The organism is Micromonospora sp. CA-263727 (assembly GCF_050942455.1).
GTDB lineage: Bacteria > Actinomycetota > Actinomycetes > Mycobacteriales > Micromonosporaceae > Micromonospora.
This window is the reverse complement of the sequence record NZ_CP192031.1, coordinates 3,648,428-3,668,837: the sequence shown is the minus strand read 5'-3', so window position 1 is coordinate 3,668,837 and position 20,410 is coordinate 3,648,428. Positions and strand designations below refer to the sequence as shown.

17 protein-coding genes and 2 pseudogenes are annotated in these 20,410 nt (G+C 71.5%); 16 read left to right on the top strand and 3 right to left on the bottom strand.

Going from position 1 to position 20,410, the window contains the following annotated elements; genetic code table 11:
- Nucleotides 1-43: 43 nt before the first annotated feature.
- The 5 genes from ACQPYA_RS16205 to ACQPYA_RS16185 all read left to right on the top strand — a co-directional run bounded on the left by ACQPYA_RS16205 (nt 44) and on the right by ACQPYA_RS16185 (nt 6,323).
- Nucleotides 44-1,153 (top strand): M24 family metallopeptidase, encoded by a 1,110-nt coding sequence (locus tag ACQPYA_RS16205; protein ID WP_433527916.1) that lies wholly within the window; start codon nt 44-46, stop codon nt 1,151-1,153.
- Nucleotides 1,150-2,292, top strand: coding sequence for an acyl-CoA dehydrogenase family protein (locus ACQPYA_RS16200; RefSeq protein ID WP_433527915.1), 1,143 nt, complete (start codon nt 1,150-1,152; stop codon nt 2,290-2,292). Before ACQPYA_RS16205 ends, ACQPYA_RS16200 begins: the two co-directional genes overlap by 4 nt.
- Nucleotides 2,293-2,377: 85 nt before the next feature.
- Nucleotides 2,378-2,875 (top strand): Lrp/AsnC family transcriptional regulator, encoded by a 498-nt coding sequence (locus ACQPYA_RS16195; protein WP_433527914.1) that lies wholly within the window; start codon nt 2,378-2,380, stop codon nt 2,873-2,875.
- A 404-nt stretch (nt 2,876-3,279) separates the two neighbouring features.
- A complete protein-coding gene (locus ACQPYA_RS16190) occupies nt 3,280-4,626 on the top strand; it encodes a polysaccharide pyruvyl transferase family protein (RefSeq protein ID WP_433527913.1) in 1,347 nt (448 codons plus the stop codon).
- Nucleotides 4,623-6,323, top strand: a complete 1,701-nt coding sequence (locus ACQPYA_RS16185; RefSeq protein ID WP_433527912.1) for a CDP-glycerol glycerophosphotransferase family protein — start codon at nt 4,623-4,625, stop codon at nt 6,321-6,323. Before ACQPYA_RS16190 ends, ACQPYA_RS16185 begins: the two co-directional genes overlap by 4 nt.
- A gap of 95 nt (nt 6,324-6,418) precedes the next feature.
- Here ACQPYA_RS16185 and ACQPYA_RS16180 read toward each other — a convergent pair whose 3' ends face one another.
- Nucleotides 6,419-7,024, bottom strand: coding sequence for a histidine phosphatase family protein (locus tag ACQPYA_RS16180; RefSeq protein WP_433527911.1), 606 nt, complete (start codon nt 7,022-7,024; stop codon nt 6,419-6,421).
- Nucleotides 7,025-7,182: 158 nt separating this feature from the next.
- Between ACQPYA_RS16180 and ACQPYA_RS16175 the strand changes: the two genes are divergently transcribed.
- Nucleotides 7,183-7,377 (top strand): CsbD family protein, encoded by a 195-nt coding sequence (locus ACQPYA_RS16175; protein WP_433527910.1) that lies wholly within the window; start codon nt 7,183-7,185, stop codon nt 7,375-7,377.
- A 60-nt stretch (nt 7,378-7,437) separates the two neighbouring features.
- Here ACQPYA_RS16175 and ACQPYA_RS16170 read toward each other — a convergent pair whose 3' ends face one another.
- Nucleotides 7,438-8,847 (bottom strand): KamA family radical SAM protein, encoded by a 1,410-nt coding sequence (locus tag ACQPYA_RS16170; RefSeq protein ID WP_433527909.1) that lies wholly within the window; start codon nt 8,845-8,847, stop codon nt 7,438-7,440.
- A gap of 166 nt (nt 8,848-9,013) precedes the next feature.
- Here ACQPYA_RS16170 and ACQPYA_RS16165 point away from each other — a divergent pair, with 166 nt between their 5' ends.
- The 8 genes and pseudogenes from ACQPYA_RS16165 to ACQPYA_RS16130 all read left to right on the top strand — a co-directional run bounded on the left by ACQPYA_RS16165 (nt 9,014) and on the right by ACQPYA_RS16130 (nt 17,650).
- On the top strand, nt 9,014-10,063 hold the full coding sequence (locus tag ACQPYA_RS16165) for a zinc-binding alcohol dehydrogenase (protein WP_433533514.1): 1,050 nt from the start codon (nt 9,014-9,016) through the stop codon (nt 10,061-10,063).
- A 4-nt stretch (nt 10,064-10,067) separates the two neighbouring features.
- Nucleotides 10,068-11,636 carry an amidohydrolase gene (locus ACQPYA_RS16160; RefSeq protein ID WP_433527908.1) on the top strand — a complete coding sequence of 523 codons (1,569 nt, stop codon included), beginning with the start codon at nt 10,068-10,070 and terminating at the stop codon, nt 11,634-11,636.
- A gap of 53 nt (nt 11,637-11,689) precedes the next feature.
- Complete coding sequence (locus ACQPYA_RS16155; protein WP_433533513.1) at nt 11,690-13,249, top strand: lysine 5,6-aminomutase subunit alpha; 1,560 nt, start codon at nt 11,690-11,692, stop codon at nt 13,247-13,249.
- A 69-nt stretch (nt 13,250-13,318) separates the two neighbouring features.
- Nucleotides 13,319-14,617, top strand: coding sequence for an AAA family ATPase (locus ACQPYA_RS16150; protein WP_433533512.1), 1,299 nt, complete (start codon nt 13,319-13,321; stop codon nt 14,615-14,617).
- Nucleotides 14,604-15,185: an RloB family protein gene (locus tag ACQPYA_RS16145; RefSeq protein ID WP_433527907.1), complete on the top strand. Its 582-nt coding sequence runs from the start codon at nt 14,604-14,606 to the stop codon at nt 15,183-15,185. The genes ACQPYA_RS16150 and ACQPYA_RS16145 overlap by 14 nt, the downstream gene beginning before the upstream one ends.
- On the top strand, nt 15,182-15,934 hold the full coding sequence (locus tag ACQPYA_RS16140; RefSeq protein ID WP_433527906.1) for an OAM dimerization domain-containing protein: 753 nt from the start codon (nt 15,182-15,184) through the stop codon (nt 15,932-15,934). Before ACQPYA_RS16145 ends, ACQPYA_RS16140 begins: the two co-directional genes overlap by 4 nt.
- The gene (locus tag ACQPYA_RS16135) at nt 15,931-16,323 is read left to right on the top strand and encodes a hotdog domain-containing protein (protein WP_433527905.1); all 393 of its coding nucleotides are present in this window, start codon (nt 15,931-15,933) and stop codon (nt 16,321-16,323) included. Before ACQPYA_RS16140 ends, ACQPYA_RS16135 begins: the two co-directional genes overlap by 4 nt.
- Nucleotides 16,320-17,650 (top strand): annotated as a pseudogene (locus ACQPYA_RS16130) (glutamate mutase L). Before ACQPYA_RS16135 ends, ACQPYA_RS16130 begins: the two are co-directional and overlap by 4 nt.
- A gap of 466 nt (nt 17,651-18,116) precedes the next feature.
- On the opposite strand, the gene ACQPYA_RS16125 reads toward ACQPYA_RS16130, so the two are convergent.
- The gene (locus ACQPYA_RS16125) at nt 18,117-18,698 is read right to left on the bottom strand and encodes a helix-turn-helix domain-containing protein (protein WP_433527904.1); all 582 of its coding nucleotides are present in this window, start codon (nt 18,696-18,698) and stop codon (nt 18,117-18,119) included.
- A 74-nt stretch (nt 18,699-18,772) separates the two neighbouring features.
- Between ACQPYA_RS16125 and ACQPYA_RS16120 the strand changes: the two are divergent.
- Together ACQPYA_RS16120 and ACQPYA_RS16115 are read left to right on the top strand one after the other, a co-directional pair.
- Nucleotides 18,773-19,705, top strand: a pseudogene (locus ACQPYA_RS16120) (NAD(P)/FAD-dependent oxidoreductase); the annotation flags it as partial.
- Nucleotides 19,706-20,353 (top strand): SAM-dependent methyltransferase, encoded by a 648-nt coding sequence (locus ACQPYA_RS16115; RefSeq protein ID WP_433533511.1) that lies wholly within the window; start codon nt 19,706-19,708, stop codon nt 20,351-20,353. It abuts the pseudogene before it with no gap.
- Nucleotides 20,354-20,410 lie beyond the last annotated feature (57 nt).

Sequence of the window (20,410 nt, the reverse complement as noted above, 5' to 3'; positions counted from 1 at the left end):
CCCGTTCGACCCAGCTTCCCCAAACGAACGTTAAGCTGACCGGGTGGGGATCGAGGAGCTGTATCCGCGGCAGCGGCTGGCCGCCGCGCAGCGCGCCACCGCCGACGCCGGGCTGGACGCGCTGCTGCTCAGCCCCGGCTCCGACCTGCGGTACCTGACCGGCTACCACGCGCACGCCGGCGAGCGGCTGACCCTGCTGGTGCTGCCCGCCGAGGGGGAGCCGACGCTGATCGTGCCGACCCTCGAACGGCCGGCGGCGGAGGCGGCGCCGGACACCGGGGTACGCATCGTCGACCATGCCGACGGCACCGACCCGTACCCGCTGGTCACCGCCGCGCTCGGCGGGCCGGTCGGTGCGGTGGGGCTGGCCGACCGGATGTGGGCCGAGCAGGTTCTCGCGCTGCGTGCCACGCTGCCCGACGCCCGGCAGCGGCTCGCCTCCGAGGTGCTGCGGGAACTGCGGATCCACAAGTCGCCGGCGGAGGTCGCCGCCCTCGCCGAGGCCGGCGCGGCGATCGACACCGTGCACGCGCGGATGGGCGAGTGGCTGCGGCCGGGGCGTACCGAGGTGGAGGTGGCCGCCGACATCGCCGCGGCGATCCGCGCCGCCGGGCACGTCACGGTCGACTTCGTCATCGTCGCCGCCGGCCCGAACGGGGCCAGCCCGCACCACGGGACCGCCGACCGGCCGATCGGCGTCGGTGAGCCGGTGGTGGTGGACATCGGCGGCACCATGCCCTCGGGTTACCGCTCCGACTGCACCCGCACCTACGTCGCGGGCGGCCGGCCGCCGGCCGACTTCCTGGACTACTACGCGGTGCTGTGGGACGCGCAGCGCTCCGCCGTGGCGGCGGTCCGCCCGGGAGTGAGCGCCGCGGCCGTCGACGCCGCCGCGCGCGAGCCGATCGACGCCGCCGGATACGGCGACGGCTTCCTGCACCGCACCGGGCACGGCATCGGCCTGGACGGCCACGAGGAGCCGTACGTGGTGGCGGGCAACGACCGCCCGCTGGCGGCGGGGATGGCCTTCTCCGTCGAACCGGGGATCTACCTGGCCGGGCGGCACGGCGCCCGGATCGAGGACATCGTCGTCTGCACGACGGACGGCGTACGACGGCTCAACACCACCCCCACGGAGCTCATCGCGCTATGACTGTCGACCGGATCCTGCCCACCGACGAGGCCCACGACCTGCTGGAACTGGCCACCGAGATCGCCGACCGGGAACTCGCCCCGAAGGTGGTCGAGTTCGAGGAACGCGCCGAGTTTCCCCGGGAGGTGCTGCGCACCCTGGGCCGGGCCGGCCTGCTCGGCCTGCCCTACGCCGAGGAGCACGGCGGCGCGGGCCAACCCTACGAGGTCTACCTACAGGTGCTGGAGATCCTGGCCAGCCGCTGGCTCGCGGTCGCCGAGGCGGTCAGCGTGCACACCCTGTCCTGCCACCCGGTCGCCGCGTTCGGCACCGACGAGCAGCGCAAGCTGCTGCCCGACATGATCGGCGGCGAACTGCTCGGCGCGTACTGCCTGTCCGAGCCACAGGGCGGCTCGGACGCCGCCCGGCTGACCACGAGGGCGGTACGCGACGGCGACGCGTACGTCGTCTCCGGCACCAAGGCGTGGATCACCCACGCCCAGTCGGCCGACTTCTACAACATCTTCTGCCGCACCGGCGGCCCCGGCCCCCGGGGCATCTCCTGCCTGCTCGCCGACCGCGCCACCGCGGGCATCCACCCGCAGGCGGCCGAGCGCACCATGGGCCTGCGTTCCTCGCCGGTGGCGCAGCTCGCCTTCGACGACGTCCGGGTGCCGGCCGACCGGTTGGTCGGCGGCGAGGGGGCCGGCTTCACCATCGCCATGTCCGCCCTGGACTCCGGCCGGTTGGGGATCGCCGCCTGCGCGGTGGGGCTGGCCCAGGCGGCGCTGGACTACGCGGTGGACTACGCCCGGCAGCGCCAGCAGTTCGGCCGGTCGATCATCGACTTCCAGGGCCTCGGGTTCACCCTGGCCGACCTGGCCACCCAGATCTCCGCGGCCCGGGCGTTGACGCTCGCCGCGGCCCGACTGCGCGACGCCGGGCGGCCGTACTGCATCGAGGCGGCCAAGGCGAAGCTCTTCGCCACCGACATGGCGATGCGGGTGACCACGGACGCGGTGCAGGTGCTCGGCGGCGCGGGCTATGTGGCCGACCATCCGGTGGAGCGCTACATGCGCGAGGCGAAGGTGCTACAGATCGTCGAGGGCACCAACCAGATCCAGCGACTGGTCATCTCCCGGTCCCTGGCCAGGGGCTGACCGAAAGCGACGACGGGCCCGCCGAGCGCGACGCCCGGCGGGCCCGTCGTCGCGCTGGTGGCGCTTTCCCGGTAGGTTGCACGCCGTGGAGGAGATCGACCGGGCCATCGTCACCGCGCTCACCGCGGACGGGCGCTTGTCGTACACGGACCTCGCGGAGAAGGTCGGGCTGTCGGTCTCGGCCGTGCATCAGCGGGTGCGCCGGCTGGAGCAGCGCGGGGTGATCAAGGGCTACGCCGCCCGGGTCTCCTTCGAGGCCCTCGACCTGCCGCTGACGGCCTTCGTGGCGATCCGGCCGTTCGACCCGTCGCAGCCGGACGACGCGCCGGAGCGGCTGGCCCACCTGCCGGAGATCGACTCGTGCTACTCGGTGGCGGGGGAGGACTTCTACCTGCTGCTGGTGCGGGTGGCCGGTCCGGCGGACCTGGAGCGGGTGCTCCAGGAGATCCGTACCTCGGCCAATGTCACCACCCGGACCACCGTGGTCCTCTCCACCCCGTACGAGCACCGCCCGCCGAAGACCAGCGCGGAGCCGGCGGGTCCGCACCGGCACCGGGGCGCTCCGGCCGAGCCGGCGGGTTGACCCGTCCCCGTCGCGTCGGTCAGCCGGACGATACCGCGCCAAAGCGGTCGAGGGCGGTAGACAACACCCTCCCCCCGGTGCCGCCGATTCCCAGCCGACGAAGCTAGGATCCATCCCTGATTCTGCGGAAGTGAGACCCGATCGCGAGCAGACGCCGGGCCCGACGCCCGGCGTCATCTGGTGGAACTCGGCCATTCGAGTGCCGTTCGAGTCCAGCTTGCGGGTCGTCAAGGGGAGGATGAGATGTACCGATCGATGCGGTCGCGGTTCAGCCGGACGGTGCCCGGAGTCCGCTCATGACTCGTATCCTCATCCGTGCCGGCAAGAATCCGCTGACAGCACTGTCGCACGAACAGAGCCTTTCCACCTCCAGGTTGGGTGTCTTCGGGTCGAACTCTGGGAACATGCTGTTTTACAGCGCGGTGTACCGGGTGATCAGCGTGCCCGACGCCGAGGTGGTCGCCAACGCCTACGTGCACGAACGGCCGGTGCATCTCTCCACCTACATCAACCGGACCAACGAGGAGTTCGACCGGTTCGTCCTGCCGATGGCGAACTCGTACCGGGCGACCTTCCTGCCGCACCTGGAGCGGCTCGCCGAGGTCATCGAGCGGCTGACGATCCCCGTCACCGTGGTCGGCATCGGCGCCCAGCTGCCGTACGGCACCGAGTTCGAGACGCTGCCCGACGACTACAAGAAGATCGTCACCCGGTTCACCCGGGCCGTCCTCGACCGCTCCGCCTCCATCGGTGTCCGTGGCGAGTACACCGCCCGCATGTTGAAGTACCTGGGCTTCGGCGACGAGCACGTGCGGGTGATCGGGTGTCCGTCGATGTTCGGCAACGGGCCGCTGGGACCGCTGGTGCGCAAGGTCGACTATCTCGGCTACGACAGCCCGATGGCCATCTCGTACACCCCGAAGGTCAAGGGGGTCGACCGGCTGGTCGAAGCCAATACCAACCGCTATCCCAACAGCGTCATCGTGCCGCAGCAGCATCAGCGGCTCGCCCTGATGCTGTGGGGGGAGAACCCGGCCAAGGTTTCCAACAAGCGGATGCCCATCCACACCGACCATCCTCTCTACGAGAACGACCGCATGCGGTTCTTCGTGGACGCATCGACGTGGGTCAAATTCATGGCCGAGCAGCACTTCGCGTTCGGCACCCGCATTCACGGCAATGTGGCCGCCGTGCTGGCGGGCACGCCGGCCGTCGTGCTGGCCCACGACTCCCGCACCGTCGAGCTGGCGGAGTACCACGGCATCCCCTACCGCCTCTACGCCGACCTGCCGCCGGACATCGACGCCCAGCAGCTGTACCAGGAAGCCGATTTCGACGTCTTCGCGACGCGGCAGGTCGAGACCTTCGAGACCTACCTGCGCTTCCTGGAGCACAACGACCTGGCGCACGTGTTCCAGCCGGGCAACGAGAACCCGGCCTACGACAAGGCGCTCGCCGCCGCCAAGTTCCCCGGCCCGGTGCACACGCTGATGGCCTCGGACGTCGTCGGGCGGCGGCAGGTGATGTCGCGGCTGCGCTGGCTGCGGCAGGGACACGAGGGCGACCTGCTGCGGCCCGAGTACGCATTCGAACCACCGTTCCGCGAGCCACGCGGACTGAAAAGCCTTGAGGAGCGGGTAAGTCAATTGGAGAAGGAGCTGAAGTTGCAGCAGAACTTCCTGGCGAACTGGCGGGGCCGGGTCAGCCGGGCGCTGCGGATCAACGCGTCCTCGACGGGGGTCCGGCGGTGACGACGACTTCCAAGCCGGCCCGCTCCGGGTTCAGCGGATGGCTGATGGGACGGCTGCCCATCCTGTCGGCCGAGGTGCTGGCGCTCGCCGCCGTGCTGCTGGCGGCGGTGGGGGATTCCCGCCTCTGGGCGCTTCCCCCGGCGCTGCTCGCGGTCGGGCTGCTGGCCTGGACGTGGCGCGGCGTGTTCAGCGGTGGTTCGGTGCCCTCCGGGCCGTCCGTGGTGTCGCGCATGCTCCTGCTCGCCTGCGCGTACCTGCTCGGCGCGGTGCACGGCGGCCTCGACCCGGCGCTGGCCGCCGGGGTCGGCTTCGCTGCCCTGGCGGTGCTCGGCGAGTCGCCGATGGGAGCCGCGGCCCGCTCGGTCTACCCCGTCTCGGCCCACCTGCCCGGCACCGACTCGCAGCGCGCGCTGCGCCCCAACACCAGCCGGGCGGTGCTGGTCAACGGCGTCGCGGTGCTGGTGGCCGTCGGCTGCGCGTTCACCAACGCGCCCGGCGTGATCGTGCTGGCGGTGTCGGCGGCGGCGCTCGGGCTGGTCGGGTACACCGGGTTCCAGGCGGTGCAGCGGGTGCGGGCCCGGCACAACACCGAGACCAAGCTGCACGCCGCGCTGACCGCCTACGAGCCGGCCTTCCTCGTGCACTGGAACGCGCCCGCCGGGACCGCCTACCAGATCGCGATGTGGCTGCCCTACCTGGAGCGCCTGGGCCGGAAGTACTTCGTGCTGGTGCGCAGCGAGGCCAACTTCAACGAGGTGGTCGGTCTGACCAAGGCACCGGTGGTCCTCCGGTCCGGGCTGACCGAGCTGGACGACGTCATCGCCCCGTCGCTGCGGGCCGCCTTCTACGTCAACACCGCGACGAAGAACAACCACGTCATCCGGTACACGAACCTGACGCACATCCAGCTCAACCACGGCGACAGCGACAAGGTGCCGAGCCACAACCCGGTCTTCCGGGTGTACGACCGGAACTTCGTCGCCGGTCAGGCCGCGGTCGACCGCTTCGCGGCCAACGGCGTGAGCATGCCGAGGGAGATGTTCTCCATCGTCGGCCGCCCCCAGGTGGAGAACGTCGCCATCGCCACCGGCCCGATCTCCTCGATCGCCAATCCACGGGTCCTGTACGCCCCGACGTGGGCCGGCTTTTACACCGACTCCAACTACTCGTCGCTGCTGGTTGGCTACGACATCATCAAGGCGCTGGTCGACCGCGGGTGCAGTGTGGTGTTCCGGCCGCACCCGTACAGCCGGCGTTCCCCGGAGCTGACCCGGGAGTGTGACCGGATCCGGGCGCTGCTGGCGGAGGACCGCCGGACGAACGGCCGGCCGCACGTCTTCGGTGAGCAGGCCGAGACGACGATGTCGGTGGTGGACTGCTTCAACGCCTCGGACGTGATGGTGTCGGACGTGTCCAGCGTGGTGGCCGACTACCTGTACTCGGAGAAGCCGTTCGCGATGGTCGCCGTCTCGACGCCGGCGGTCAGGTTCACCGACGAGTTCCCGCTCGGGCGGGCGAGCTACGTGATCGACGCGTACGGCGGCCGGGTGCAGGGACTCGACGCGGCCCTGGACGACCTGCTCGGCAGCGATCCCCTGGCCAGCACCCGCCGGGACCTCAAGAAGTACTACCTCGGGGACATCCCGGCGGAGGGGTACGCGCAGCACTTCGTCGACGAGGCGTCGCGCTACCTCTGATCCCTCCACGCCATGAACGGCTCCGGTCCCGGCGGTGACGCGGGACCGGAGCCGATCGTCTGTGGCGTGACCGGCGGCGCGCCGGCCGCCGCCGGTCAGTGCCGGGCCGTCGACCCGGTCTCGGCCGGCGGGGGAGCGGGCTGGTTCCACCGGAGGATGACCCGCCGCCCGTGCTCGTGCCCGAGCAGGCTGAGGGTGGCGGTGTCCAGGCGGAGCAGCCCGCCGGCCGAGGGCGGCAGACCGATCCAGCGGGCGCCCAGCACGCGCAGCGAGTGCGCGTGCCCGACCACGGCGACGGAGCCCCGGTCGAGCAGGGGCTGCACCCTGGCGAGCAGCCGGTCGAGGCGTTCGCCGACCTCGTTGGGGGACTCCCCGCCCGGGCATCCGTCGGTCCAGACGCTCCAACTCGGATGCTCGTCGTGGATCTCGGCGGTGGTGCGTCCCTCGTACTCGCCGTAGTTCCACTCGGCCAGGTTGTCGTCGGTGTCGGCGACGGTCAGCCCGGCCAACTGCGCGGTGCAGAGCGCCCGCTTGCGCGGGCTGGTCAGCACCGCGGCGAAGCGCTGGTCGGCGAGGACCGGGCCGAGCATCCGGGCCTGGCGCTCACCGTCGGGAGTCAGCTCCAGGTCGGTGTACGAGGTGTGTCGTCGGCTGGCGCTCCAGGTGGTCTCGCCGTGCCGGATCAGCAGGATCTGTCCCATCCGTCCAGTTAACCAGCCGAGCGGTCCAGCCGTTCCCCTAGTGTCCTAGGATGCACTACGCGATGTGACCCAGCGCACGGGTTTTGACCGACGAGTCAAGGGCACACCAACGAAGCGGGGCCACCCGCCTCGCCACGGCGGATTTCAGAGGAGGCGACATGGGCTTCACCGACAAGGCGAAGAACAAGGTCGAGGAGATGAGCGGCGCCGCCAAGGAGCGCATCGGCGACATGACCGACAACGAGCGGATGCGGGCCGAGGGCGCCACCGAGCAGAGCGAGGCTCGGGCGCGGAAGGCCGGCGAGAACATGAAGGACGCGGGGCGCAACGCCCGGGACGCCTTCACGAAGTGACCCCATCGCAGAGTCGGGCCGCCGGATGATCCGGCGGCCCGACTGTCGTCCGTGGGCTGATCAGTCGTCGCGGTGGGTCTGCCACCACTGCCGCCCGGCCTCGGGCAGGGTGTCGATCGGGTCGTAGTACGCGTAGCGCTTGCTGAGCGCCGCCAGGTCGGCGGATTCGATGGAGGTGCGGTAGTTCTTCGTCCAGTAGGAGATGCCGCGTTCCCGGTCGTACTCGGTGATCATGTGGACCCAGCGCTTGCCGACGAAGGGCACGTCACAGACGATCCGTGGGGTGGCGTAGCCGGGCAGGTAGCCCATGATGTCGTGCTGGAGCTGCTGGGCGTGCCAGACCGGGACCCGCCAGTGCTCGGCGTTGGGGATCATGTCGCACATGTAGAAGTAGTAGGGCAGGATGCCGGCCTCGCCCTGTAGCGCGAAGCAGAGGTCGAGCAGGTCGGTGCTGGTGGCGTTGACGCCGCGCATCAGCACGCCCTGGTTGCGCACGTCGCGTACGCCGACGTCGAGGGCGGTCTGGGCGGCGCGGGCGACCAGCGGAGTGAGCGACTGGGCGTGGTTGACGTGGGTGTGGATGGCCAGGTTGACTCCGCGCCGGGCGGCGGTGCGGGCGACCCGCTCCAGGCCCTCGACCACGTCGGGCTGGAGCCAGTGCTGGGGCAGGCCCATGAGGGCCTTGGTGGCGAGCCGGATGTCGCGGATGGTGCCGACCTCCAGCAGGCGCATCAGGTACGACTCGAGGTTGCGCCATGGCACGTTGGCCACGTCGCCGCCGGAGACGACCACGTCGCGTACGCCGGGGTGGGCCTTGAGGTAGGTGATGTGGGCGTCGTAGCGGTCGACCGGCTTGAGGGTGAGCTTGAGCTTGTCGACCGCGGGGGTGGAGTTGCCGACCAGGTCCATCCGGGTGCAGTGCCCGCAGTACTGCGGGCAGGTGGAGAGCAGCTCGGCGAGGACTTTGGTGGGGTAGCGGTGGGTGAGGCCCTCGGCGACCCACATGTCGTGTTCGTGCAGTGAGTCGCGGCTGGCGTACGGGTGCGACGGCCAGTCGGTGCGCCGGTCGGAGGCGACCGGGATCATGTAGCGCCGGATCGGGTCGGCCAGGAACGCCTCGGTGGTCAGCGGGGCGAACGGCACCATGGTGTTGATCATCTGCGGTGGTACCAGCATCGACATGGTCGCCAGGGCGCGCTGGTCGGCGTCGAGGTCGGCGTAGAAGCTCTCGTCGACGGTGTCCCCGAGCACGGTGCGCAGTTGCTTGATGTTCTTGACGCAGTTGACGCGCTGCCACTGGGCGCTCTCCCACTGCTCGCGGGTGACGTGGCGCCAGCCGGGGAAGCGGGTCCAGTCGGGTTCGACGAGCGGGTTGCGGCGGTATTCGTACGGCTGGCCGGTGAGCGTGGCGGCGGGGGCCGGTTGGGGTGCCGGGATGATGGTCTGCACCGGCGGTTGGGTCTGGGTCACGGCCCCTCCTCTGGTTGGATGATCGGCGGACCTGGATGATCAGCGGACCGAAGGCTACTGGAAAATATCCGGTGAAGAAATTAGTCTGCCGGAAGTTTTCCCGCCACGCGAGTCCAGGTCAGGGCTTTCAGGCGACTAGACAGGGGAGGTCGGCGTGACGTCACCGGTGGGTCTGCACCGTGTCGTGGAACCGGCGGGGGTGCTGCCGCAGGCGGCTTGGCGGTTGGACGCGCGGCGGGAGATCGCGCCCAACGAGGTGCGTATCCGGATCGAGCGGCTGAACCTGGACGCGGCGAGCTTCCGGCAGTTGTCGGAGAAGCACGGCGGCGACGGCAATGCGGTCCGCGCGGAGGTCCTCGACATCATCTCGACCCGGGGGAAGATGCAGAACCCGGTGACCGGGTCGGGCGGCATGCTGATCGGCACGGTCGAGGAGGCCGGCCGCCGTTCCCCGCTGGGGTTCAAGGCGGGCGAGCGGGTGGCCACGCTGGTGTCGTTGACGCTCACCCCGCTGGTGGTCACCGACGGTCTGGCCCGCTGGGACGGGCGCAGCGAGCAGGTGCCCTGCGACGGGTGGGCGATCCTGTTCGCCCGGTCGATCGCGGCGGTGCTGCCGGAGGATCTGGACCCGCAGTTGTCCCTGGCGGTGCTGGACGTGTGCGGCGCGCCGGCATTGACCGCCCGGGTGGTGTCGCGGTATGTGGCCGAGCGGGCGGCGCAGCCGGGGGGCGGGCCGGTGACGGTGGCGGTCATCGGCGGTGCGGGCAAGAGCGGTTCGCTGTCGCTGGCGGCGGCGCGGCGGGCGGGTGCCGGTCGTACGGTGGGGGTGGTGCCGGTGGCCGCGGAGCGGGACGCGCTGGTGGCGGCTGGCCTGGCTGACACGGTGGCGGTGGCCGACGCCCGGGATCCGGTGGCGTTGTCCACGGCGGTGACCTCGGCGCTGGGGGTGCCGGCGGAGGTGACGGTGGTCTGCGTGGACGTGCCGGGTTGTGAGCATGGCGCGGTGCTGGCGACCGCGGACGGCGGCACGGTGATCTTCTTTTCGATGGCGACGAGCTTCGCGGCGGCGGCCCTGGGCGCCGAGGGTCTGGCGGCGGACGTGACGATGCTGGTCGGCAACGGGTTCGTGCCGGGGCACGCGGAGCTGGCGTTGGGGTTGCTGCGCGGCGAGCCGGGGGTGCGTGGGCTGTTCGAGGCCCGGCTGGCGGCAGACTGAGCCCATGACGAAGAACCCCTCGACGTTGTACCGCGCCGGTGTGCTGCACTGCCCGGCGGATCCGTCCGCGACGGCGCTGTTGGTTCGTGACGGGCGGATCGCCTGGTTGGGCGCGGACGCGGACGCCCCGGCTGCGGACCGGGTGGTGGAGCTGGACGGGGCGCTGGTGACGCCGGCGTTCGTGGACGCGCATGTGCATGTCAGCGACACCGGGTTGGCGTTGTCGGGGCTGGACCTGTCCGGGGTGCGGTCGGCGGGCGAGTTGCTGGACGCGGTGGCGGTGTTCGCGGGCGGGTTGCCGGCGGAGGCGGTGGTGCTGGGGCACGGTTGGGACGAGTCGACGTGGCCGGCGCCGCTGCCGCCGGGGGCGGCGGAGTTGGGGCGGGCGGCCGGTGGTCGGCGGGTGTATCTGTCGCAGGCGTCGATCCATTCGGCGTTGGTGTCGTCGGCGCTGTTGGCGGACTGTCCGGAGGCGGTGGCGGTGCCCGGGTACGACGGGTCGGGGTGGCTGCGGCGGGACGCGCATCATGTGGTGCGGGCGGTGGCGCGGGCTTCGGTGACGCGGGCGCAGCGGGTGGCGGCGCAGCGGGTGGCGCTGCGGCACGCGGCGTCGTTGGGGATCGCGGCGGTGCACGAGTGTGGTGGGCCGGAGATCTCCGACGAGGAGGACTTCACCGGCCTGTTGGCGCTCTCCGGTGCGGGGGTGCCGGAGGTGTACGGGTACTGGGGTGAGCTGGGTGGCGCGGCGCGGGCCCGGGAGCTGGGTGCGGTGGGCGCCGGTGGTGATCTGTTCGCCGACGGGGCGTTGGGGTCGCGTACGGCGCATGTGTCGCAGGCGTACGCCGACGGGTCGGGGTGTGGTCACGGTTATCTGAGCGCGGAGCAGGTGCGTGATCATCTGTTGGACTGTGCGGCGCACGGGATGCAGGGCGGGTTCCACGCGATCGGGGACGCGGCGATCTCGACGGTGCTGGCGGGTTTCGCGGGGGCGGCGGAGAAGCTGGGCACGGATCGGGTGCGGGCGGCGCGGCACCGGGTGGAGCATGCGGAGATCATGGATCGGCGGTTGATCGCCGGGTTCGTGGAGTTCGGGGTGGTGGCGTCGATGCAGCCGGCGTTCGACCGGTTGTGGGGTGGCGCGGGCCGGATGTACGAGACGCGGCTGGGGTTGGCGCGGTCGCTGGCGTCGAACCCGATGGGGGCGATGCACGGGGTGGGTGTGGCGTTGGCGTTCGGTTCCGATTCGCCGGTGACGCCGCTGGATCCGTGGGGGTCGGTGCGGGCGGCGGCGGCGCATCACAACCCGGCGCAGCGGATGAGCGTGCGGGCGGCGTTCGCGGCGCACACCCGGGGTGGGTGGCGGGCGGTGCATCTGGACAGCGAGGGGGTGCTTGCGTTGGGTGCGCCGGCGACGTTCGCGGTGTGGTCGACGCCGGCCGGGGTGGATCGGGGCCTGCCGGTGTTGCAGGCCGAGGATCCGGAGGCGCGGGGTGCGGGGGATCCGACGCCGTTGCCGGTGTGCCGGGCCACGGTGCTGCGCGGTGAGGTGATCTACGAGGAAGGGCCTTCGTGAGCGAGGAGAGCGGGCGGTCCGCTGGCGCGGGTGTGCGGCTGGCTGCCGGCGGCGTGTCGGGCAAGCTGGATCTGGATCCGGTGCTGGTAACGCGGGCGCGGGAGTTGGCGCGGCGGGCCGGGCGGCCGGTGGTGGAGTTGGCGCGCAGTCACACCACGGTGTCGGTGGAGCGGGCGGTGCTGCGGTTGGCGGGGGTGAGCGGCGCTGATCCGGATGGCATTCCGTGGGTGAACCGGCTGGTGGACGTGGTGGTCGCCGATGTGGGGTTGGGGCACGGGGTGGCGGTGCCGGTGTTCGATGCGCTGGCGCGGGAGGGTATCGCCGATGTGACGTTGCTGGCGCAGAAGGCGGCGGCCGGGTCGGTGCGGTTCGGGCAGCCGACCGGGAGGGCCGCGACGGTCGCGCGGCGGGGGGCCCGTCGGGCGGTGGCGGCCGGGGTCCGTCGGATCGACCGGCGTCGCGCGGAGCGGGATCGGCTGGTGAAGAGGTACGGGGATCCGGCGCAGCGGCCGTGGATCTATCTGATCGTGGCGACCGGGGACATCTACGAGGACATTCCGCAGGCGCAGGCGGCGGCGCGGGCCGGGGCGGATGTGATCGCGGTGATCCGGTCGACGGGGCAGTCGTTGCTGGATTACGTGCCGGAGGGGGCGACCCGGGAGGGGTTCGCCGGCACGTATGCGACGCAGGAGAATTTCCGGTTGATGCGGGCGGCGTTGGACGAGTCGTCGAAGGAGTTGGGCCGGTATGTGCGGCTGACGAACTACGCGTCGGGGTTGTGCATGCCGGAGATGGCCACGCTTGCGGGTCTGGAGCGGCTGGACATGATGCTCAACGATTCGATGTACGGGATCCTGTTCCGGGATATCAATCCGATCCGTACGTTCGTGGACCAGCGGTTCTCCCGGCAGGTGCACGCCCGGGCGGGGATCATCATCAACACCGGTGAGGACAATTACCTGACCACGGCCGATGCGGTGGATGAGGCGCACACGGTGACGGTGTCGCAGTTGCTCAACGAGTATTTCGCGCATGAGGCGGGGTTGGCCGACTGGCAGTTGGGTCTGGGGCACGCGTTCGAGATCAATCCGGATGTGCCGGAGTCGTTCCGGTTGGAGTTGGCGCATGCGTTGCTGGCCCGGGAGTTGTTTCCGGAGGCGCCGTTGAAGTGGATGCCGCCGACGAAGCACATGACCGGTGACGTGTTCCGGGGCAATCTGCTGGACGGGTTCTTCAACCTGGTGGGCGCCATGACCGGGCAGGGGATTCTGCTGGTGGGGATGATGACCGAGGCGGTGGTGACGCCGTGGTTGTCGGATCGGGACATCGCCTTGCAGAACGTGCGGTACGTGTTGGGTGCGGCGGGTGGGTTGCACGAGGATTTCGTGCCGGCACCGGGCGGGTTCATCCAGCAGCGCGCGCAGCGGGTTCTGGGTGCGGCGGTGGGGTTGCTGGAGCGGATCGGTGAGCAGTCGTTGTTGACGGCGATCGCCGAGGGCACGTTCGGGATCATGAAGCGGCCGGCGGACCGGGGCAAGGGTCTGGGTGGGGTGGCGCGGCACGAGCCCGACTACTACAACCCGGCCACCGAAATTCTTGAGGCAGCATGTTGAGCGCAGACAGCGAGCGTTTCGTGCGATTTACTTGCGAGATGATGCTCGAAACTGTCCGGGGTGGCGGCGATGCTGCGTAGCTTCCGGGTTGTCAACCACAAGTCGATCCGGGATGAGCAGGAGTTCCTGCTCATCCCGGCGTACGACAAGAGCAAGCCGGCGGTGCCGGTGGCGGCGATCTTCGGCGCGAACGCCTCCGGCAAGTCGAATCTGCTGGACGCGCTGCGCTGGCTACAGACCGCGGTCCGGGAGTCGTACGCGTGGTGGGAGCCGGGAAGCGGTGTGCCGCGGGCACCTTTCCGGCTCGATCCGGCGGTTTCTGGTCGGTCGTCGCTGTTCTGTGTCGAGATCTTTGTCGAGGGTCTCCGCTACACGTATGGCGTCGAGGTCGACGATGAGAGCGTTGTCGAGGAGTGGCTCTATGCGTATCCGCACAACCGGCGTCGGGTGATCTTCGAGCGTGAGCAGGGCTCCATCCGGCTCGGCTCCACTGTTCCGGAGCATCGCACCCGCGGTGAACTGCTGGCGCGGCACACCCGCGGTAACGCTTTGTTCCTTAGCGTCGCCGCTCACAACGACCTCGCCGAGGTGCAGCCCGTCTACCGGTGGTTCCGAACCGGCATCCGGTTCGGGGCAGTCGACAACGACCCCGCAGGTGAGAGCCTGATCAGGCGGCTGGGAACGGATCGCGCCGCTGCCTTGGTCTCCCTCATCCAGGCAGCCGATCTGGGTCTGCGTGACGTGACTGTCCAGGAGGCTCATCTGCGGCTCACCGCTGACCACCTTAACGAGCTCTTCCCCGATAGCGATGATATTGATCAGCTTTTGAGCAGCGAGGAGTTCATCCGCAGGGCACGAGTCGTCCTGGAGCGCGAGATGCCGGATGCCCGACCGAGCCTGCGTTTTCACCACCGGGGGTCGTCGGTCAGCCTGGGCATCGAGGAGCAGTCGGCGGGGACCCGGGGTTGGATCTCCCTTGTCGTGGACGCCGTCGACGTCCTCGACGCGGGAGGGCTGCTGGTGGTCGACGAGGTCGACGCCAGCCTCCATCCGCATCTGACGGCCCGGCTGATCAACCTGTTCCGGGACGACGAGACGAACGTCCGTGGCGCGCAGTTGGTCTTCACGACGCATGATCCGACGCTGCTGGATGAGGAGACGCTCTCCCGGGACGAGATCTGGTTCGTCGAGAAGACACCGGATTCGGGTGCCACTCGACTGTTCCCGCTCACCGATTTCCACCCACGTAAGAACGAGAACACCGAGGGGCGCTACCTGGCCGGCAGTTACGGGGCCGTACCGCTGCTCTCGGACGAGGATTTCCGGGCGGCAGTCCGTCGGGCGCGGGGCGACGATGCCGCGGCGTGAGAATCACGGCGGCCGGCGGCGTCCGGTATTGGATCGCCGTTACACGGTTCTGGTCTTCTGTGGTGCTGCCCGCACCGAGCCGGCCTACCTCGATGGGTTGAAGCGCGTGACGCGGAGCAGCGGTCTGACCGTCAAGATTCGCCAGGACGGTGTTGCACCGGACGCCCTCGTACGGGCGGCGGCAGGATATCGTGCCCGGCATCCGGGCGTTTTCGACGAGGTGTGGTGCGTCGTGGACGTTGACGACTTCGACATCGAATCCGCCGCAGTCGAGGCGCGGCGACGGAACGTCCATCTGGCGGTGTCGAATCCGTGCTTCGAGTTGTGGCTGCTGCTGCATCATGCGGACTGCCGGTCATACTGCGCCGGCTATCCGGATGTGGCGAACCGGTTGAAGAGGTACGTGCCGGCGTATGACAAGACCCGGCTGGACTTCGCGGACTTCGCACCCGGTCTGGCCGGGGCGCTCGCCCGCGCCGAGGAACTCGATCCGACGGGTTCGGATCATCGGCGAAACCCGTCGAGCGGTATGTGGCGGCTCGTCGGCCGGATCCTGGAGAAGCGATGACCAAGACGATCGTTCGGCCGTACGGGGACACCACCGGTGACGGCATGGTGCAGGTGTCGTTCACGTTGCCGGTGCCGCGCGACAAGCGGGCCGAGGGCGCGGCGATCCAGTTGGCGAACCGGATGGGCATCGAGCCGGCGATGCTGGTGCACGCCAAGCAGATGGGTGACGGTTTCACCTTCTTCGTGGTGTACGGGCGGGTGAACCATCTGGTGGACCTGTCGGCGGTGCAGGTGGTGGAGCGGGACTTTCCGCTGTTGTCCGCCAAGGAGGTCAACGCGGTGGTGAAGCGGCGGTTACGCCGCAAGTTGGCGGTGGTGGGGGCGTGTATCGGCACGGATGCGCACACCGTCGGCATCGACGCGATCCTCAACGTGAAGGGCATCGCCGGGGAGAAGGGCCTGGAGTACTACCGGGAGTTGTCGGTGACGAACCTGGGTGCGCAGGTCAGTGTGCCGGAGCTGGTGGAGGCGGCGCGGGTGGCGCGGGCCGATGCGGTGCTGGTGTCGCAGGTGGTGACGCAGCGCGACGCGCATCTGCACAACACGCGGGAGATGTCGGCGGCGTTCCGGGAGGCGATGCCGGCGGGCCGGCGGCCGTTGCTGATCGTGGGCGGGCCGCGGTTCGACGAGTCGCAGGCCACCGAGTTGGGGGTGGACCGGATCTTCGGCCGGGGCACCACTCCGGGTGAGGTGGCGTCGTACCTGGTCCACGCGTTGATCACGGGCCGGAAGGCGAAGGTGGCATGACCGACCAGCGGCTGGGTGTGACGGTGACGCACCGTCGGTATGTGCCGTACGGGCACGCGCACTACGCGGGCAATCTGGTCGACGGGGCGTACGCGTTGGGTCTGTTCGGGGATGTGGCCACGGAGGTGTGCATCCGTACCGACGGCGACGAGGGGCTCTTCGCGTCCTATTCGGATGTGCAGTTCAAGGCGCCGATGAGGGCCGGTGACGTGGTGGAGGTGGTGGCGACGGTGACCCGGGTGGGCGCCCGCAGCCGCGGGATCGACTTCGAGGTCCGGGTGGTGTGCCGGGGCCGGCCGGATCGGGGGGAGTCGGCGGCGGAGGTCCTCGACCCGCCGATCGTGGCGGTGACCGCCACCGGCACGGTGGTCGTGCCCGCGCCGGCGTGAGCGTCGCGGTCTGCGCCGACGTCGGCTCGACGTACACGAAGGTGGCGGTGGTCGACCTCGACGGCGGTGGGCTGGTCGCGGCGGCGACGAGGCCGACCACCGTCGGCACGGACGTGCTGCACGGCCTGGACGCCGCGGTGTCGGCGGCGACCGCGCCGCTGGGGGTCCGTGACGTCCCTTGGTACGTGTGTTCGTCGGCCGGTGGTGGGCTGCGGCTGGCCGTGATCGGCTACGAGCCGCTGGTGACCGCGCAGGCGGGCCGGCGGGTGGGCCTGTCGGCGGGGGCGGACGTGGTGCACGTGGCGGCCGGGCGGTTGGGCCGGGTGGAGTTGGCCGCGTTGCGGGCGGCCCGCCCGGACGTGGTGCTGCTGGTCGGCGGCACCGACGGCGGGGACGCCGACACGCTCACCCAGAACGCGACGCGGCTGGCGCGGGCCCGCTGGCGGGTGCCGGTGGTGCTGGCCGGCAACGTCGACGTCCGGGACGGGTTGGGTGGGCTGCTGGCCGGGGCGGGGGTGCCGGTGACGGTGGCCGACAACGTGCTGCCCCGTATCGGGGTGCTGGCGCCGGTGTCGGCGCGGGCGGCGATCCGGCAGGTGTTCCTGCGGCACGTGATCGGTGGCAAGCGGCTGTCGCGGGGTGGCCGGTTCGCCCGGCTGGTGCGGGCGGCGACCCCGGACGCGGTGTTGACCGGGGTGGAGGCCCTGGCCGAGGTGGCCGGTGGGGACCTGGCCGTGGTCGACGTGGGTGGGGCCACCACGGACGTGTATTCGGTGCTCACCCCCGACGAGCGGGCCAGCGGGCCGGGTCGGGAGGTGGCCGGCGCGTTGTGGCGGGCGCGGACCGTGGAGGGGGACCTGGGCATGCGGTGGAGCGCCCCCGGGGTGGTCCGGGCCGCCGTCGAGGAACGCCTCGTCGCGGCGGGCGAGGGCGACGGGCTGGCGGCCGCGGCGGCGGCCCGGGCCGCCGAGCCCGGGTTCCTGCCGGGCGACGCGGCGGGTCGGGCCGTGGATGCGCGGATCGCGGCGTTGGCGGCGACGGTGGCGTTGCGCCGGCACGCCCGGGGCGTGGGCACCGGCGAGCGGGCCGGGCGGGATCTGCGGGACGTGCGGCTGCTGGTCGGCTCCGGCGGGGTGCTGCGGCACGCCCGCGACACCGACGCGGCGGGGGTGCTGGCCGCGGTGCTGGCCGACCACGCCGGCGGTGGGCGCTGCCGCGGGCGGCGCGGCCGGTGGTGGACGGCGACTACGTGCTGGCCGCGGCCGGGCTGCTCGCGGCGGAACACCCGGCGGCGGTCCGGGCGTTGCTGCGCCCGCTGCTCGGCTGAGTCGACCGCCCGGTGCCGCCGGCTGCCGGTGAGGTGGCCGGCGAGTCGTGAGACCGGTGCGGCCGGTGGCCGGCGAGGCGACACGCCGGGGCGGTGCGGCGACTCGTCGGGGGTGGGTTGACAAGGCCGGGGGTGGGCCACGTACCGTCTTTGAGTCCTACCACGGGAAGCGGCTGTTGTTCGCTTCGTCCCTTCGTCCGCTGGCCGAGCGACATCGAGCAGTTCGTCGCGGCGGCCAGGTCCAGCGGGCGGGGGTCGGCGGGGCGGCGCGAACCGGCCGCGGATACCGGTGTACGGGCAGGGTGGGGTGCACGGCCAGTAGACAACGGCCCGGCGGGGGCAGCCAGTCGCCGTCTGGTCGGTCCGAAGGTCGGCGTGCCACATCCTCGCCGCACCGGCCGGGGAGGGCCTGGGAGCATCGGGGCGCGGCGTATGCCGCGCCCCGATTTCGTGTCGACCGGCCGGGTCAGCCGGCGGCGGGGCGGGCCCGCACGTGCAGGCGTTCGCCCTGCGGGCCGAAGAGGTTGAGCACCTCGGTGGGTTCCGGGCCGGGGTTGGCCACGCAGTGCGGCACCCGGGTGTCGAACTCGGCAACCTCGCCGGGGGCGAGGGTCAGGTCGTGTTCGCCGAGGCGCAGCCGCAGCCGGCCGGAGAGCACGTACAGCCACTCGTAGCCCTCGTGGGACTGCGGCTGCGGGTCGGCGGGGGTGTATGGCGGCAGGATCTGTTTGAACGCCTGTAGACCGCCCGGACGGCGGGTCAACGGCAGGAACGTCATGCCGTGTCGCACGATCGCGCGGGGGCGGATCCGGGGGTCACCGACGGTCGGCGCGCCGACCAGCTCGTCCAGCGGCACCTGGTGGGCGCGGGCCAACGGCAACAGCAGCTCCAGGGTGGGTCGACGCTGCCCCGACTCCAGCCGGGACAGGGTGCTCACCGAGATGCCGGTGGTGTCGGCGAGGTCGCTCAGGGTGGTGCCGCGCCGCTTGCGCAGCGCCCGTAACCGGGAACCCACCGCCGCCAGAACCGCCGCCTCGTCGTTTGCCATAACAGCAACATTACTTGTCGCCTGCGGGGATCGGGGGCAGCGTGTGTACCGACGGGTCCGAGGAGGAGGCACGGATGGACGACAGGTACGACGTGGTGGTGGTCGGCGGCGGGGCCGCCGGGCTGGCCGGCGCGGTGACCCTGGCCCGGGCGCGGCGCACGGTGCTGGTGGTGGACGCCGGCGAGCCGCGCAACGCACCGGCCGGCGGGGTGCACAACTATCTCGGCCGCGAGGGCACGCCGCCGGCGGAGCTGGTGGCCGCCGGTCGGGGCGAGGTCACCGGCTACGGCGGGCAGATCGTCGACGGGACGGTCACCGCCGTGGATCGTGACGGCACCGACTTCGTGGTCGCCGTGGACGGCGGGCGTACGGTGCGGGCGCGGCGGCTGCTGGTCACCACCGGTCTGGTCGACGAGCTGCCCGACGTGCCCGGGCTGGCCGGGCGGTGGGGCCGCGACGTGCTGCACTGCCCGTACTGCCATGGCTGGGAGGTCCGTGACCGGCGGGTCGGGGTGTTGGCCACCGGGCCTCTCGCGGCGCATCACGCCCAGCTGTGGCGGCAGTGGAGCCCGCACGTGCTGCTCCTGCTGCATGACGGCCCGGCACCCGATGCCGAGGAGATCGAACGGTTCGCCGCGCGGGGCATCACCGTGGTGCCCGGCCCGGTGGTCGCGCTGGAGGTGGCCGGGGACACCCTCACCGGGGTGCGGCTGGCCTCGGGCGAGATCGTGGCGCTCGACGCGGTGGTGGTCGCGACGCGGATGACCGCCCGCTCGGAGCTGCTGGATTCCCTCGGGCTGGCGGCGGTCGACCTGGAGGTGGCCGGTCACGTCGTCGGGCGGCAGATCCCGGCCGACCCGACCGGCGCCACCGCCGTGCCGGGGGTGTGGGTGGCCGGCAACGTCACCGACCTGTTCGCCCAGGTGATCCGGGCCGCCGGGGCCGGCATGCTCGCCGGCGCGGCGATCAACGGGGACCTGGTCGAGGAGGACACCCGCCTGGCGGTGATGGAGCACCGGCGGCAGCGGGCGCAGATGTTCACCGAGGCGGCCTGGGAGGAGCGCTACCAGGCCAAGCCGGCCGTGTGGAGCGGCCGGCCCAATCCGCAACTGGTCGCCGAGGCCGCCGGGCTGGCCCCGGGGCGGGCCCTGGACGTGGGCAGCGGCGAGGGCGCCGACGCGGTGTGGCTGGCCGGGCGGGACTGGACGGTGACCGCGGTGGACATCTCCACCACCGCGCTGGCGCGGGCCGCCGAGCATGCCAAGGCCGCCGGCGGGCAGATCGCCGAGCGCATCGAGTGGACCCACGCCGACCTGCTGCGCTGGTCGCCCGCCGAGGGCGCGTACGACCTGGTGTCGGCGCAGTTCATGCACCTGCCGGCGGAGCCGCGGCGGGACCTGTTCGCCCGGCTGGCCGCGGCGGTCGCGTCCGGCGGTCGGCTGCTGATCGTCGGGCACCATCCGCACGATCTGCGTACCACGGCCCACCGCATGCACTACCCGGAGATGATGTACACCGCCGAGCAGGTCGCCGCGGATCTCGACCCGGGGCGTTTCGAGGTGCTGGTGGCGCAGAGCCGCCCCCGGGCCGCGGTGGACCCGGACGGACACGACATCGTCGTCCACGACGCCGTCCTGCTGGCCCGCCGCCGGTAGCGGGCCGCCCAGGTACGCCCCGGGGGGACTCCCGCCCGCCGGGGCGACCGGCGGCGC